Here is a 14,354-nt window from a genome sequence, read left to right as displayed (position 1 = left end):
GGTGTGAAAAAGGTGAACGAAAAAATTCGCTTGGATGTTACAAACGATAAAATTTTAGTAGACAACATGAAGATCGTGGCAGTGGGCAGTTCATCAGTCGTTTTGATTGGGGACACCGGTTCGATTCGGCTCTCCTCCATATTTGACACTCCGCCGGAATCCCTTATTATCGGGCCGCTTGTGCCTTTTGCGCGGTAGACATGATGCGGATATCCTGCGTGAATCAGATGAAAGTCACCTTCGTAATTTATTCTTCTTTTGTACATGTGGGAGATGTGTGGGGAATCTTTCCGGATTCGCAAGTTTTCGCCTTGCAACGCCAAATTCCCGTCTTTTGGGGGGATGAGGGGAAATTGGAGAAGCTGCCCGTGTTCTTTCAACCGTTTCCCTCCCAAGAAATCAATGAGGAAGTCATTTTTACGCAAAAGAACAAAAGCCCCTGCATCCACGTAAACAATCTGTATATTTTGGGGATATCAACTTCCTCCGGGTTGCAAATCGGCAATACCGCGATACTTGACGCGAAGAATCGCACCAAGCATATCAGGCATCTTATCCCAAGAGATTAATTGAACCGGTCTGATGATCCCTCCCATGTAGCTAATTTATTGCAAGACGGGCGATGGATTGGCATACATTGATAAAGAAAAAGAAAGGAGGAGGGGCATTTGTCGGGACATCCCCCCAATCATTGGCTGGATCAAATCAATCATGCCTTGCGCTGGCAGTACGATAAATTGTTTCAATTGGAAAATGATATTTCGGCGCTGAAGAAGCAGTTTGAGGCTTTGCAATCCATGCCGAGACAACATGTTGAAAAGATAGATTACAATTTTGAGCAGTTGAAAGTAGAAAATCTCAACGGCACCCTCATTATCGGAATCAGTCCTAATGATCAAGGAACGATTGAAGATCTATCGGTAGCCGGCAAACAAACGGAGGACGTTTCGTTTGGCCAGGACCCTGACGATCCGAGCAAATCGTCCGTCCAAACGATCAAAGTCGAAGTGCAACGATACATAAAAGAGGACATCGCCACCTTGCTGGCCGAGAAAGCTAATCACCGCAATATGACCCTCACGGCCGAACAACTGCAAAACATCATGGACGATATGATCCGGCAAGTCGAGGACCGGCTTGCCTTTTATATGGCCCAATTGCAAGAGGGGGCAAACGGTCATGAACAGCATGAACAGGTTGAGCGGCGTTTAAAGGATGATCTGCTGCAAGCGACGGATAAATATATCGATTATTTTCACCAACTGGGGGGTTCGTAACCCAGCGGGGGACCGGTTCGCCCCTGAAAACTGTGGCGATGCCGCGGGATGCCCGTCACGGTGATATAATATTGGCCTCTAAATTCGAACGGCTCGTCATCCACAACATCGTCAACCCAATGAAAATGTGACCCGTCAGGTAAATAAACGGGCGGTCCGGTGTAGCCGTTAAATCGATGGAAATGTTGATCCTGGGTGTAAGTGATTCCTTGGAAACGATGAAAGTGGCAGTCACTTGGGCCTCCATTAACAGGATAAGTAAAAAAACGGAGATGATGCCGATGGCCTAAATTGATGGATGTCGATCCATAAAACTCATGCGCATGCGCCTGACAATTTGTCGCAAACATCGGTACGCTTCCTTTCTTGTGATGTAAGACTTTCTTAAAAAGGATTACGCTGCTTCGTTCGCTCATACAATTTATTGATACGGGGAGGAGGGGGATTCTATGCGAAATTCGCCGGCGGAGGCGGCCCAGACGTTTGTGTCTCAGCATTATCCCGATTGCATGTTAGCGGTATTGGGCGGCAGCGCCAGCATAAACCAGCATGACGAGGCTTCGGATCTGGATATCGTTGTTTTTGAAAAGGAGGACCCGGGTTATTTTCATAGGGTAAGCTCTTTCATGGATTGGATCATCGAGTGTACGGTACTTACGCCGGAAAATTACAGGGAATACTACGATTTAGGGGTGCAGACCGCCAACCCCACGTTGCAGAGACTGGTAGCCGGAGGCGTTGTTTTGGTTTCGCGGGAAAGCGGCCTGGAATTTATCGAAGAAGCACAAAACGATCTGCAGTATGGCCCGATGCCTTGGTCGCAAGCAGAACTGGATTTCGCCAGATACCAGATTTCCGAAAAAATCATGGATTTGCAGGGCCAAATTCCGCGCTGCGAAAAATGGTTTGTGGCCAGCAAGCTGCTCATTTTATTAAGCGAGTTTCTGCTGCGCGCCAACCAACAATGGCTTGGGGAAGGGAAACACTTATTCCGGTATTTGCAAAAGTATGCTCCTGAAACGGCGGGGGATTTGGAGAAAGGGCTGGAAACGCTGTATCTTCGGGACGATCCGGGCGAACTCATCAAGGCTTGCGGCCGGGCGCTGGAACCGTATGGAGGAACGCTGCTTGTCGGGTATGAGGCCTGAAACTTTGAAGTTAACTTGGGAACAACCGGATGAGAATGCCCCGTTGCACTGTGCAACGGGGCTTATTTTTCCTAAACTTCTATTCCTCGTTTTCGCTTTCGACAAAGACATCGTGAAAGTTTTGGGACTCCGGCATCTTAGGCATCTGGATCTCCAAAATGCCTTCCTTGTATTTTGCCCGGGTCTGTTTAGGGTTCACTTGTTTTTTGAGCTGGATTTCCTGTTTTTCCCCCGACGGCAAAACAATCCGCAGCTTGTTGCGATTTACCGAGATCTTTGTTTGGTCTAATTCGAAATGGTCCGAAACAGGCAACCGGACAATTAAACTTCGGTGTGTTTCGTGAAGTTCATAATTCCCCGCATTGTCATTGAAAATAGGGATTTTAAAATCGGCTGGCATGGACTTTTGAAGCTGCTTTTGGACATAGTCGCCTACCCAGGAGAGGTTTTTGGCGGGATTCGCCTGGGTGAAGTTTTTCGGCAAAAACGGAAATTGCTCCAGCATTTTCTTTTCAAATTCTTCCCAGCTTGTCAAACCGCCCTTATTTCGCATATCGCATCACCTACATCTTTATATATCTAAATTTTATTCAGCGGAGCATGTTCATGTTCGAACGGTAGCAAGTGTTGCGGAAAAACTGCGCGGACTTTTCCTTTATGCGGGCCTTGCACCAAACGCCTATAGGCTGCATAGCCTAGGGTTGAATAGAACGAGAGGGGAAGGTTAGTTTGCACTATGATTTCGACTTTTACGATTCGTTTCGCGTCTCTGCGGACCAAAATTTAATCCCTGACATCGTACGCGCCATAAACGGTGAATACAATGCGATCATCTGCTACGAACAATTGGCCGGCATGGCTCCGAATGAAGAGATAAAGAGGAGAATTATGGAAATCCGTCAAGACGAGATTCGGCACTACCACAGCTTCTTGCAACTCTATGCTTCGTTAACCGGCACGCAAGCGACTCCGCGGCAAACGGAACGGTGCCCGGCCGATTACCGGTCGGGAGTGATCGGCGCTTTTTTGGATGAGCAAAAAACGGTTGACCAGTACCTGGAAATCGCAGATAAAGCGCACGATCCTTATATCAAGGAACTATTTAAACGTACGGTTTTCGATGAACAAAATCATGCCGTCTGGTTTTTGTATTTTATGGTGGGCGGGAAAAAGTAAAAAGCGATATTAGAACCCGACTGGTATCAGGGAACTGGTCGGGTATTTATTTACAGGTTGCCACATTTCAATGTAAGCGCTATACTATAAATACCCAGGGAAAATATTCCAACATCATAGCTCACAACTTCGTTCATATTTAAAATCGTTCTGGAGGTGTCTTATGAAAAAGAAGTCTTGTTTTACACTGGTGACCACATTTGCGTTTTCTTTGATTTTTTCTGTAAGCGCTTTTGCGGGGAATGTGTTCTGGGAACCATTAAGTTATTTTAATCCGAGTACATGGGAAAAGGCAGATGGGTATTCCAATGGGGGGGTGTTCAATTGCACATGGCGTGCCAACAATGTTAATTTTACGAATGATGGAAAGCTCAAGCTGGGCTTAACGAGTTCTGCGTACAACAAATTTGACTGCGCGGAGTACCGATCAACGAATATTTACGGATACGGCCTGTACGAGGTCAGTATGAAGCCAGCCAAAAATACGGGAATTGTCTCATCCTTTTTCACGTATACAGGACCTGCTCATGGCACACAATGGGATGAAATAGATATCGAATTTCTAGGAAAAGACACGACAAAAGTGCAGTTTAACTATTATACCAATGGGGTTGGCGGTCATGAAAAGGTTATCTCTCTTGGCTTTGATGCATCAAAGGGCTTCCATACCTATGCTTTCGATTGGCAGCCAGGGTATATTAAATGGTATGTAGACGGTGTTTTGAAACATACCGCCACCACGAATATTCCGAGTACGCCAGGCAAAATTATGATGAATCTATGGAACGGAACCGGAGTGGATGACTGGTTAGGTTCTTATAATGGAGCGAATCCGTTGTACGCTGAATATGACTGGGTAAAATATACGAGTAATTAATATGATTGTAGCTGGGCATGAGCTTTTTAGTCCAGCTGCAGGAGTTTTTATAATTACGTAAAATAATAATTTGACGAATAATTATAAATGAATTATGCTTGGTTTAGGAGGTGACGAGCCGACATGGATAAAACGTTAAAAGCGCATTATATGAACCGCATCGATGAAAAGTTAAATGAACTGCCTTGGTACGTGACCGAATACATAGATAGCCGCAAACGCAAATTGTCGCCGACGACGCTGCTGAATTACTGTCATGATTTCATCATCTTTTTTGACTGGCTGATTGCCGAAAAGTTCGCAGCCGCAAGCCGCAAAGACGTTGAATTACCTAGCTTGGAAAAATTGACGGTTCGCGAGATCGAAAATTTTCTTTCCCATCTGGAGTACCGTTTGGGAAACAACAAATATACGATCAACCGCAAACTGTCCGCGTTAAAATCGCTGTTCGATTATTTGCAAAACAAAGCGGAAACCGACGATTTACAGCCGTATATTCAGCGTAATGTTATGGCCAAAATAGAATTTAACGCCGTTAAAGAAAGCCAGGAAACGATGGCCAACCGGATTGAAGGGAAAATTTTGCGAGACGACGATTTCGAACGGTTCCGGCAGTTTGTGGCGTATGATTTTGGCGCGCAAAACAAAGACAACAAGCGGATTTTTCGTTTCCATGAGTTTAACCGCGAACGAGACACCGCCATCGTGTCCTTGATACTTGGATCCGGACTACGCTTATCGGAAGTTGCGGGTACCGACATCGGCGATTTGGATATGAACAAAGGATTGGTCCGGGTAATCCGCAAAGGAAATAAAGAACAATACGTGTATTTTAGCGAACAAGCTTTAGCGGACCTGGAAAATTACCTAAGCATCCGGGAAGCAAGATATGCGCCGGACAAATCGGAAAGTTCCTTGTTTTTGGCGGCGCCGATCGGCCGCAAAGGCACAAACCGCCGGCTGACGCCAAGAGCCATTGAGAAGCTGATCGAAAAATATGCGGCAGCGTTCGGCAAACCGGCGTTAACGGTACACGCGTTAAGACATTCTTTTGCGACACGTTATCATCAAGAAAACAATGACGTACCGAGACTAAAAAACCAATTGGGCCATTCATCAATCCAAACGACGATGATTTATACGCATTTAACGGATGAAGAGATGCGAAAAGCCGTGAATAATATGGATAAGTAAAAAGCAGATAAAACAGATCAAAGAGCCGGGTTGGGCCGGTTCTATATTTCAATAACATTACTTATTCACAAAACCCGTATTTTGTACATATGTATATAAATTGATTAATTCCCTTGTATTATTATTCGGGCAATTGCATTTGTTAGTCAACAACGGTTCTCTGTTTTGCAAATGATAATATTCAATGCTGCTAGATGAGCTGCTCTCATCAAAGTTGTATTTGAAAGCGACATCTGGAAACGAACGATCCCTCATATTCTCAATTTCCTTCCAAGAAGGTACACTAATTTCTTTACTTCTCTTCCCTGCGGTCTCCATCCAAGCACAAAAGAAATTCTCACAGAACTGTAAGACCAGTTTTTCAAGAATCCAGGAAAGCCCCCCCATATCAATACTTCTACGGATTTTCATTTGATAATTGACGACCTGATCAGAGAAATACTCCAGAAGCTCCCTGATTAGAAGTGGTGCTACATCAGAAATCAAGCTTGTTCTTAAAGAATTAAAGCCGTAGAAATGCTCCTCCTTTAAAAGAGATTTTCTCCAAAAAACATAAGCATATGCATAGGGACAAATTTCAGGGAATTCAATCGTTTCATTCGATTCTCTAAGCTCCATCAATTGAGTTATGCAATGTTGATGAGACTTAAGTGAACTCTGAAATAATCGGTCTATAACTTTCTTGGCCGTGACGTTTATTTCGACGCTTCCAGCTTCTGCTTATTCTCCTGCCATTTCGTTGTCTTGTCGTAACCCGCTTTTTGCGCATCCACCACTGCCTTATCCAGCAGCGAGAGCACTTCCTGATCCGAAAAGGCCAAGCTGCTCGCCTTAGCCCTGGCCTGTTCATAAATTTCGAACACGCGCTGCGCAATAATGCCTTTCTCGGAATCGCCCTGCTAGATCCAGATTAATCATGGGACGAAAATAAACTGTAATTTATACTCGGTATCAGCACTGTTGACTTACCAACGATTCCTCTTTATAATTCGGACATTGAGAGCCAAGGTGCCGGGTCTGAAGATTCCCATCGGCAGCATTCATGAAAAACTGAATGAAACCACCAGAAAATTGGACGACGAATCAACACTTCGCCATTTGGAAAGATTTCTGACATCTTTCGAAGAATGAATCTTGCTTTAAACAAACTCATAAGTGAAGGGTGTGAAGGAATTATGATTAATCAGAAGGTATACTACGGTAAAGATATCGAGGTAATGTTTAATTCGGAGGTATGCATTCATTCCGGTATTTGCGTAAAAGGCCTCCCCGGTGTTTTTGATTTAAGCAAGCGACCTTGGGTTAATCCCGATGCTGACACTGTGGAGGCAATTGCCCGACATATTGACACCTGTCCAAGCGGTGCACTGACGTATAGACGTCTGGACGGTGAATCTTCAACAAAGAAAGAGGGATGAACATGCATATAGTAGATCATGATACCGCTAATAAAAGATTTCTTATTCGAGATAACGGCGGCATTGCTGCGCTGATGACGTATGTAATCTCAAGTCCGGAGCTTTACATTATTGATCACACTTTGGTCGAAAATGCTTACCGAGGACAAGGGCTTGGCGATAAGCTGGTCAAAGCTATGGTGGAATACGCGCGGGAAAACGGTATTAAGATATTACCCTTATGCCCGTTTGCCAAGGGACGATTCGAACGTATCTCCGAATACGCGGATGTTTTCCATAAATAAGCAGGAATCATAAAATTATAACAATAATAAGAGAAGAGCCTAAGGGTACGAGATTTCTTCATTCCTCTGTCTGCCTTGTAGAACAAGGAGCAAGATCCACGGCGATTTTGCTCCTTGTTTGTTGTCAGGATTCATTGAACAATAAAGTACGCGACTTTATCTTAGCGGCGCTCGACCGCTACGCCCCCAAAAACGCCCCATAGATTTGCGGGATCATTTAAGTATTTATGAGGAAACCCGAGCTCAATCACGCTTACCGCGTCGAGCCTTTGCAGTTGTTCTTCCGCAAGCTGCAGATCAAGCATATTCAAATTGCTTTCAAGCTGTCCGGCTTTGCTTGCCCCCAGCAAAATGGATGTAACGGACGATTGGGCTCTCAGCCATGCCAGCGCAACATGCGCCGCCGGAGCATGCACTTCATCTGCTACCTTTTTGACTTCATCCACAATATTAAATACCCGCTCATTCAGCATACCATGGTTAGCCATCATGGTTACCCGCGAGCTCCAACCTTCGGATTCCTTGCTGCACTGCTGCAACTCCTCTCTTGAATATTTTCCGGTCAGAAGACCGTTGGCCAGAGGCGACCAGGCAACAACCCCAAGCCCCATCTCCTGAGCCATCGGAGTGAGCTCTCTTTCCGACGTTCGCTCAATCAGACTGTGTTCATTTTGCAGGGCAACCAGAGGAGACCACCCTCTCAGGTCGGCGATCGTCTGCATCCGCGAAATCTGCCAGGCCGGCGTATCCGATATTCCTACATAAAGCACCTTGCCTGCTCGTACAAGATCATCCATAGCCCGCAGCACTTCCTCTACCGGCGTCGTGTTGTCCCAAGAGTGCAGATACAGCAGGTCGATATAATCTGTTTTCATTCGCGACAAACTAGTTTCAACCGAGCGGATCATGCTTTTTCTATGATTTCCGCCTGCATTCGGGTCGCCTTGATGCGTATTCATCGTATATTTCGTGGCAAGCACGATGCGATTACGACGCTCGCCCAGAATTTCACCCAACATTTTTTCCGAGCTTCCGTTCGTATACCCACTGGCCGTATCGACAAAGTTTCCACCCCGGTCGAGATAAATGTCCAGCATGTTCTGGGCTTCATCCGTGCCTGCCCCCCATCCCCAATCCGTACCGAAAGTCATGGTGCCAAGAGCAAGCTCCGAGACGCGTAATCCGCTTTTTCCTAAGAAGTAGTATTTCATAAATGCCTCCTAATAAAAGTTATTCATTTTTTCAAAACTGGAAATCCTTCATTTTCTATAAGAAAATGATCATCGTTGGATACGCAGCTTTTTACATGGATCACCCCCTTTAAGTAATATCTCTCCACCATGGAGCCGATGGCATTTTAGAAGAACCTATCTCAACACTTTCGCCTATTCGAGGTACCGCGATGACGACGTTTCTCTCAGCAGCGGCCACCAGCCATTGTTGTCGTATTGTCCCGCCTCGATTAATGATAATGATTGCCAATCTCTTTAAAGTAAGGACCGTAGCCGCTATCCCCGCTGTAAAATATCTTTGAATGATTTCCTTCAATAATCCACGAACACCACAACATAAGTACCAACTCTCAAATTATTTATTAAAATCGCTATTAACTGAACGTTCATTCATTTATGTGTTTAAAAAAAAGGACTCTTTATGCTTTGACAGCGTCCCAGCTTGATTGAATCAAGTCCTTCACATTTTTATTATTAAATTCAAATTCTCTTCTGTAATATTGCTTGGCCAGCTCGGTAACAGGAGCATAAATCAAAACCAACAGCAGCATGGTATCGTAATCTTTAAGCAGCTTCTGTTCTTTGCCTTCCTCAATCAATTTATAAAAAGGCTGGAACATTATACTGGAATCTTCAAGATATAAATTCTCGACAAGCGGTGAATTGCAAAATTGTTCATAAAAGAGGAATTCATCTTTATGGTTAAGAATGAATTTAATATAGTTGCTCATAATCAGTTCAAATCTTTCCTTGACCGGCATTGAATGATGAAGCCCTTCGAACATACTCGAACTAATCTTTTGCTCGACATTCAAAAACAGCTTCCTCAGCATGTCCTCCTTATTTTCAAAGTAAACATAGATCGTTCCTGGTGATACCTTAGCCCGTTTGGCGATTTTAGACATGGAAATTTCAGAAAAACCGATTTCGTTCAAAAGCTGAATGGTTGCTTGAAAAATAGCTTCATTTTTATTTTTGTCCTTATATCTCATGGTTGAATAATAAACGATCATTCAATTAAAGTCAAATAAGCCAACCCGTTTCGGCTTGAAGCCTGCGAAGAGGATTGAAAGGTTTGCTAAGACAGGTGAAATTATGACCACCCGTCCAACGGGTGGTTTGCACTTGGGGTATAACCCCCTGTTGCCAAACTTCGCCTAAAGACGCCTGCGAGGATGGGACACCAAAATATGAAAACACTAATCAATATGCATTGTTAAAAAAAGAGTGGCTCCAAAATCCCCAAATCCAAATTCAAACCTAAAGGCAAATGAGCAAAATTCCCCTTCCCTCCCCCCTATTCATCTTCACAAAAAAGTGGACATCCGTTGCTCTAAAACGGATGTCCACATATTTTTTAGGTACTTATTCCCATACACGACCGAGCCGCTGCGCTTTGAAGCCGCTTTCTTAATTTATTTTACCAAACCGGACTATTGGCTCATATGCCCCGACTTATCGAGCTTAAACTGGATTCCACTGTTAACATTGCTAATAATATGGCAAAAATAATCCCTTGGACCTATGAAAAAAATGGATAAATCCGACGAAAATATGATCATACCCAATCCTTAAGTCTCAATTTGTTCCTGTTAACAGGGATGTTCGACCTAAAGTTTGGACACATCACTACGCGGGAGGTAAGGCCTAGAGTTTCATATGATCCCTAATCATGTCGTCCGCTAATCCTAACCGCAATCACACATTTTTATTATCTTAAAGGAGTGTACATCTTCGTGAAAACTATCGCTTACCCCCGCAAATCCGCAATGCTTCTTGTTTTTGTTTTGATATTGGCGCTTTTGGGCAATCCGGCCACCAAGACCGCCAGCGCTGAAGTTGAACCCGTCTCCAACGCCAGAACGACTTGGTTATGGCACACCGCTCTCATCCAATCATCGTCCTCCGAGCTGTTGAACTTTGCCAAGTCCCAAGGCGTCGGAATTATATACTTGCAAATTAGCACCAAAGTGGATCTTGCCTCCTACCGCAGCTTCATCCGCCAGGCCTCGGAAATGGGCATCGAGGTTCATTCTCTAAACGGAGCCCCGGACTGGGCCCTCGCCACAAGCCGTCCGAAATTGGACGCTTTTATGAAATGGATTAACGATTACCAACAGCACGCCGCGCCGGAAGAGAAGCTAAAGGGAATTCATGTTGACATTGAGCCCTATCTGCTTCCGATCTGGAAAGCGGACTACGACACCCTGGTGACTGAATGGCAAGGCAATGTCGATGCGTTGGCCCGGCAGGCGGCTGACTTGGAACTTCCGCTGTCGGCGGCTCTTCCCTTTTGGCTCGATAATTATAAAGTACCGGACAGCGAACAAACTTTGAGCTCCTGGATGATCTCGCGCTTCGAATCCGTGACCCTGATGTCTTACCGCGATAGCGCCCAGGCCATTTACGATACGGCCAAAACCGAGTTGGCCGAAGGCGAAAGCTTGAACAAGAAAATCTACACCGGTGTGGAAACCAAGCCTTCCACCGAAGGAAATTTCATCACTTTTTACGAAGAAGGCTGCCAAGTTCTGAATGAGCAGCTCGTCCAGTTGGAGCAATTGGGCGAAGCGCACACCTCGTTCGGCGGTATCGCCGTTCACGACCTGGTAGGCTGGATGAATCTCGTTCAACGAGACCAATCGATGTAAGCTTACTGACCTGCTCATATACAAATAAAAAAATCACTCTCTATTTGGCCCTAGAGGGTGATTTTTCAGCTTGAATGTTGACATTATTTTAGCGAAAATTCAATCTGATATTCAAATGTCTTAATGTTCCGCCCCATGATTTACAGTTATTACGCCAGGTGTACTTGGTACTACGGGTACTACAATCACGCTAATTAACCCCAATACGATCGCCATCGAAAAAAATGCTTTTTTCATTACTTAATTCCTCCTTAAGAGTATTACTCATAAAAAGAGTGTACCGCTTCTGTTGAACTTCGTTAGCATGTTTCCTAAATAATTCGAACAATGCAGAAAACTTTTTAAATGCGAACGTATCTTTAAGTATGTTAGATAATTCCAAACCTTGCAATGTTTTATCTATTGCAGCACTATACTGCTGGCGAACAAAGTGATACAGCGACAATTTGAAGAATACTCTCATCAGGTACAATGCTCGCCGTTGTTTGTAATATTCGATTGCCTTATTTATATCATTTTCAAAAGATTCTAATATCTCTTCAACATCGAAGCTATGTTCTATTGCTGCTTCAATAATGTTCAATAATCCCGGCATCAACTCATCAATTCTTGATTCCCTTAGAAATTGGACATATGGTTCAAGATGTTCTAAATTGCCTTCAAGTAAGTTTGTAGCATACATATTAGCTTTGGCGAACATTTTAAAGAACTCGACTTCTTCTATTGCTTCTTTGCTCCCGTCATCTAGCCAAGAAAGATCACTATACTCTTCTACAAGGGCCTTTGATTCGCTGTATTGTCCCTTATTTTGAAGAGCTAATCCTTTCATTAACTTGCTATAGCCAAAGTAGTAAATCGGATGTCTCTCACAAGCCTTGCTTTTAGTTGATCTTTCGCCTTCAAGCTCTAGGGCGGCCAAGTGAAGCTTGTCAGCTATTTCGATCATTTTGTCCCAATCTTCAAGAGTATATGTAGCCTTTAGCAGATCAACTAAAGAATCAATTTTCAAATCGTCCAGGCGCAGTTGATTCAATAAATTTACCTCGGTTCCCATTAAATTCCTTATCACAAGGATACGGAATTATTTACCATTAGTCAATTATTCTAAAGTGTTTTTGTTTATAATTGGGGCAATTATTGATCATTTTTTGAACAAGTTAAATCAATCCTCAACAAATTCCTATAAACGACAAAATCACCCCCTCGCTTTCGGGAGAGTGCGACAAATTATTTAGTCAATTGTAAAGGATACTATTGTGTCAATATACACCAAATTCATCGGCTCCTTCTTGAATGCTCATATATTTTACTGGGACGTTCCCACTCAAAATGGTTCAGTCGAATCTCCCGGAAACCTCCGGGCATGGAACGCCCAGGTCTACGAGATCAAATGGACGATGAATAGAAGGTAAGGTTTTAGGTGGATTTGTTCATAGAAAAATGGTATATTTTTGGGGGTTAATAGCGTGTTATTTTATATTTGGGAGGGCATCGATATGGACAAGAATTCTGTTCATAGAACAAACATTATAGGCGCCGGCGAGGTTGGCAGCGCTGTCACGATCGACATGGATAAGAATTCTATTCATAAAACAAACAGTCTCTTTTGGGACACAAAAGGAAATGACATCTTAGGAGCAACCGCCCTTCCATACTATGGAGCATTTGTCTCAGAAGAAAAATGCCAACTTTTTGGCGATGTTTCAGGAAAAAAGATGCTGGAGATCGGCTGCGGAACCGGTCATTCCTTGCAGTATCTGGGGGAACGCAAAGCATCTGAACTATGGGCTGTGGATATTTCAGAAAAACAAATCGAAAAGGCAAAGCAACATTTGGCGGCCTGCGGCCTATCGGCAAAATTGATCTGCTCTCCCATGGAAGAAGAATGCGGCCTGCCAGTGGATTATTTTGACTTTGTATATTCGATTTATGCCATAGGCTGGACCACCGACCTTGAGGGTACTTTTTGCCGTATCGCTTCTTACCTTAAAAAAGACGGCGTATTTATTTTCAGTTGGTCTCACCCTATTCACAAATGTGTTGCTGCAGAAAATAATGTGCTTGCTTTTAAAAAATGTTATTTCGATGAATCTTGGTATTCGGTATCTCTTGATGAAGGTACGCTAACCTTATCGGACCGCAAACTATCAACCTATGTGAATGCGCTCTCCAAAGCGGGATTTGTCATTGAGCAAATGATTGAGCAATCTGATGATGAAATTATGCAATCGCGGAATGATAATAGTGAGTTTGCCAAAAAAGCCAAGATGCTTCCTGTAACTTTTGTAATCAAAGCAAGAAAACTATAGCATTTCCCGGTCATTCCGGTTAACTTTTGGTTTCAGTTTAACTGTCGGCGTAACCGCTTTTCTAGTCATGCTAAGCATAAAAATACCTCCTCAAGATTATTCAGCTAGCAGCCCTACTTCCTGACGGTCAAGCCCTCCCTCCATTAAAACTTTTCACTGTCAAGATGGATTATAATCCCTGCTCAAAAAGAAAGGAGTGGGGCAAGCCCACTCTTCAGGGATACATTTTAACTGTTGACAAACGAGCTATAAACCTTTCTATACATACAATAAGGTGGACTATCTGACTCAGATTCTGGAGATCGGCAAAGCCGTTAACCAGGAACAGAAAGCAGCTGACTGGATTGCCGATTTCAAGGAACGTGCCCAAACAGCAGGTGAAGAAATCAAAGCTAAAATCGGTGCTGACAGTACAATATCCGTTATAGAAGGCGATTCCAAGAATCTGTATACCTTCGGTAGCGGCTGGGGACGCGGTACGGAAATTATCTATCAGGCCATGGGTCTGAAAATGCCGGATAAGGTTAAAGAAATGACGGCAAAAGACGGTTATTACAATTTGTCATTAGAAATCCTGCCGGATTATATGGGAGATTACGTCATCTATAGTAAAGATTCCGCCGGTGATGCCTCCTTCCAGGAGACTTCAACTTACAAGGAAATCCCGGCCGTTAAAAATAACCATGTCTATGAAGTAGACGCCTCAGCATTCTATTTTAACGATGCCCTTTCTCTTGACTATCAGCTTGATTTTATTTCCAAGTCGTTGCTGGGAAATTAAGAACGGA

At 43.8% G+C, this 14,354-nt stretch carries 18 protein-coding genes and 2 pseudogenes; 12 read left to right on the top strand and 8 right to left on the bottom strand.

Annotation, left to right across the window (positions count from 1 at the left end):
- Positions 1-24 precede the first annotated feature (24 nt).
- From NYE74_RS19825 to gerPC, 3 genes are all read left to right on the top strand, one after another.
- Positions 25-198 (top strand): spore gernimation protein GerPD, encoded by a 174-nt coding sequence (locus tag NYE74_RS19825; RefSeq protein WP_373281400.1) that lies wholly within the window; start codon positions 25-27, stop codon positions 196-198.
- 2 nt (positions 199-200) lie between these two features.
- On the top strand, positions 201-569 hold the full coding sequence (locus NYE74_RS33350) for a spore germination protein GerPE (RefSeq protein ID WP_124332121.1): 369 nt from the start codon (positions 201-203) through the stop codon (positions 567-569).
- Between the two features lie 99 nt (positions 570-668).
- Entirely contained in the window at positions 669-1,277 is a 609-nt protein-coding gene (gerPC, locus tag NYE74_RS19820) for a spore germination protein GerPC (protein WP_341005132.1), read from the top strand.
- On the opposite strand, the gene NYE74_RS19815 is transcribed toward gerPC, so the two are convergent.
- On the bottom strand, positions 1,256-1,627 hold the full coding sequence (locus NYE74_RS19815; protein WP_124332119.1) for a YmaF family protein: 372 nt from the start codon (positions 1,625-1,627) through the stop codon (positions 1,256-1,258). The genes gerPC and NYE74_RS19815 overlap by 22 nt on opposite strands.
- 99 nt (positions 1,628-1,726) lie before the next feature.
- Between NYE74_RS19815 and NYE74_RS19810 the strand changes: the two genes are divergently transcribed.
- The gene (locus tag NYE74_RS19810; RefSeq protein ID WP_341005131.1) at positions 1,727-2,425 is read left to right on the top strand and encodes a nucleotidyltransferase domain-containing protein; all 699 of its coding nucleotides are present in this window, start codon (positions 1,727-1,729) and stop codon (positions 2,423-2,425) included.
- A 79-nt stretch (positions 2,426-2,504) separates the two neighbouring features.
- Here the strand turns inward: NYE74_RS19810 and NYE74_RS19805 are convergent, their stop codons facing one another.
- On the bottom strand, positions 2,505-2,978 hold the full coding sequence (locus NYE74_RS19805) for an Hsp20/alpha crystallin family protein (RefSeq protein ID WP_341005130.1): 474 nt from the start codon (positions 2,976-2,978) through the stop codon (positions 2,505-2,507).
- Positions 2,979-3,154: 176 nt separating this feature from the next.
- Here NYE74_RS19805 and NYE74_RS19800 point away from each other — a divergent pair, with 176 nt between their 5' ends.
- The 3 genes from NYE74_RS19800 (at position 3,155) to xerS (ending at position 5,672) form a co-directional block, all read left to right on the top strand.
- The gene (locus NYE74_RS19800) at positions 3,155-3,601 is read left to right on the top strand and encodes a ferritin-like domain-containing protein (RefSeq protein WP_326044431.1); all 447 of its coding nucleotides are present in this window, start codon (positions 3,155-3,157) and stop codon (positions 3,599-3,601) included.
- Positions 3,602-3,764: 163 nt separating this feature from the next.
- Positions 3,765-4,478: a beta-glucanase gene (bglS, locus tag NYE74_RS19795; protein ID WP_128633622.1), complete on the top strand. Its 714-nt coding sequence runs from the start codon at positions 3,765-3,767 to the stop codon at positions 4,476-4,478.
- Between the two features lie 123 nt (positions 4,479-4,601).
- Positions 4,602-5,672, top strand: coding sequence for a tyrosine recombinase XerS (gene xerS, locus NYE74_RS19790; RefSeq protein ID WP_155620099.1), 1,071 nt, complete (start codon positions 4,602-4,604; stop codon positions 5,670-5,672).
- A gap of 57 nt (positions 5,673-5,729) precedes the next feature.
- On the opposite strand, the gene NYE74_RS19785 is transcribed toward xerS, so the two are convergent.
- Both NYE74_RS19785 and NYE74_RS19780 read right to left on the bottom strand, forming a co-directional pair.
- On the bottom strand, positions 5,730-6,290 hold the full coding sequence (locus NYE74_RS19785) for a hypothetical protein (protein WP_341005129.1): 561 nt from the start codon (positions 6,288-6,290) through the stop codon (positions 5,730-5,732).
- A gap of 77 nt (positions 6,291-6,367) precedes the next feature.
- Positions 6,368-6,493 (bottom strand): hypothetical protein, encoded by a 126-nt coding sequence (locus NYE74_RS19780; protein WP_330164892.1) that lies wholly within the window; start codon positions 6,491-6,493, stop codon positions 6,368-6,370.
- Between the two features lie 306 nt (positions 6,494-6,799).
- Between NYE74_RS19780 and NYE74_RS19775 the strand changes: the two genes are divergently transcribed.
- A complete protein-coding gene (locus NYE74_RS19775; RefSeq protein ID WP_330164891.1) occupies positions 6,800-7,090 on the top strand; it encodes a (4Fe-4S)-binding protein in 291 nt (96 codons plus the stop codon).
- Between the two features lie 2 nt (positions 7,091-7,092).
- Positions 7,093-7,374 (top strand): GNAT family N-acetyltransferase, encoded by a 282-nt coding sequence (locus NYE74_RS19770; RefSeq protein ID WP_155620097.1) that lies wholly within the window; start codon positions 7,093-7,095, stop codon positions 7,372-7,374.
- Between the two features lie 161 nt (positions 7,375-7,535).
- Here the strand turns inward: NYE74_RS19770 and NYE74_RS19765 are convergent, their stop codons facing one another.
- From NYE74_RS19765 to NYE74_RS19760, 3 genes and pseudogenes are all read right to left on the bottom strand, one after another.
- Complete coding sequence (locus NYE74_RS19765; RefSeq protein ID WP_155620096.1) at positions 7,536-8,585, bottom strand: aldo/keto reductase; 1,050 nt, start codon at positions 8,583-8,585, stop codon at positions 7,536-7,538.
- Positions 8,586-8,842: 257 nt separating this feature from the next.
- Positions 8,843-8,941: pseudogene (locus NYE74_RS33345) on the bottom strand (MBL fold metallo-hydrolase); the annotation flags it as partial.
- 84 nt (positions 8,942-9,025) lie between these two features.
- The gene (locus tag NYE74_RS19760; protein WP_155620095.1) at positions 9,026-9,619 is read right to left on the bottom strand and encodes a TetR/AcrR family transcriptional regulator; all 594 of its coding nucleotides are present in this window, start codon (positions 9,617-9,619) and stop codon (positions 9,026-9,028) included.
- 723 nt (positions 9,620-10,342) lie between these two features.
- Here NYE74_RS19760 and NYE74_RS19755 point away from each other — a divergent pair.
- Positions 10,343-11,257, top strand: a complete 915-nt coding sequence (locus tag NYE74_RS19755; protein ID WP_316560791.1) for a hypothetical protein — start codon at positions 10,343-10,345, stop codon at positions 11,255-11,257.
- Between the two features lie 190 nt (positions 11,258-11,447).
- On the opposite strand, the gene NYE74_RS19750 is transcribed toward NYE74_RS19755, so the two are convergent.
- Positions 11,448-12,290, bottom strand: coding sequence for a hypothetical protein (locus tag NYE74_RS19750; RefSeq protein ID WP_124332108.1), 843 nt, complete (start codon positions 12,288-12,290; stop codon positions 11,448-11,450).
- Positions 12,291-12,753: 463 nt separating this feature from the next.
- On the opposite strand from NYE74_RS19750, the gene NYE74_RS19745 reads away from it, so the two are divergent.
- On the top strand, positions 12,754-13,566 hold the full coding sequence (locus NYE74_RS19745; protein ID WP_124332107.1) for a class I SAM-dependent methyltransferase: 813 nt from the start codon (positions 12,754-12,756) through the stop codon (positions 13,564-13,566).
- Between the two features lie 259 nt (positions 13,567-13,825).
- Positions 13,826-14,347, top strand: a pseudogene (locus NYE74_RS19740) (ABC transporter substrate-binding protein); the annotation flags it as partial.
- Positions 14,348-14,354: the final 7 nt, after the last annotated feature.

Source organism: Paenibacillus sp. FSL P4-0127, from assembly GCF_038007325.1.
Taxonomy (GTDB): Bacteria; Bacillota; Bacilli; order Paenibacillales; family Paenibacillaceae; genus Fontibacillus; species Fontibacillus macerans.
Note: the sequence above shows the minus strand (reverse complement) of the source record. Positions and strands in the feature narration are given on the sequence as shown.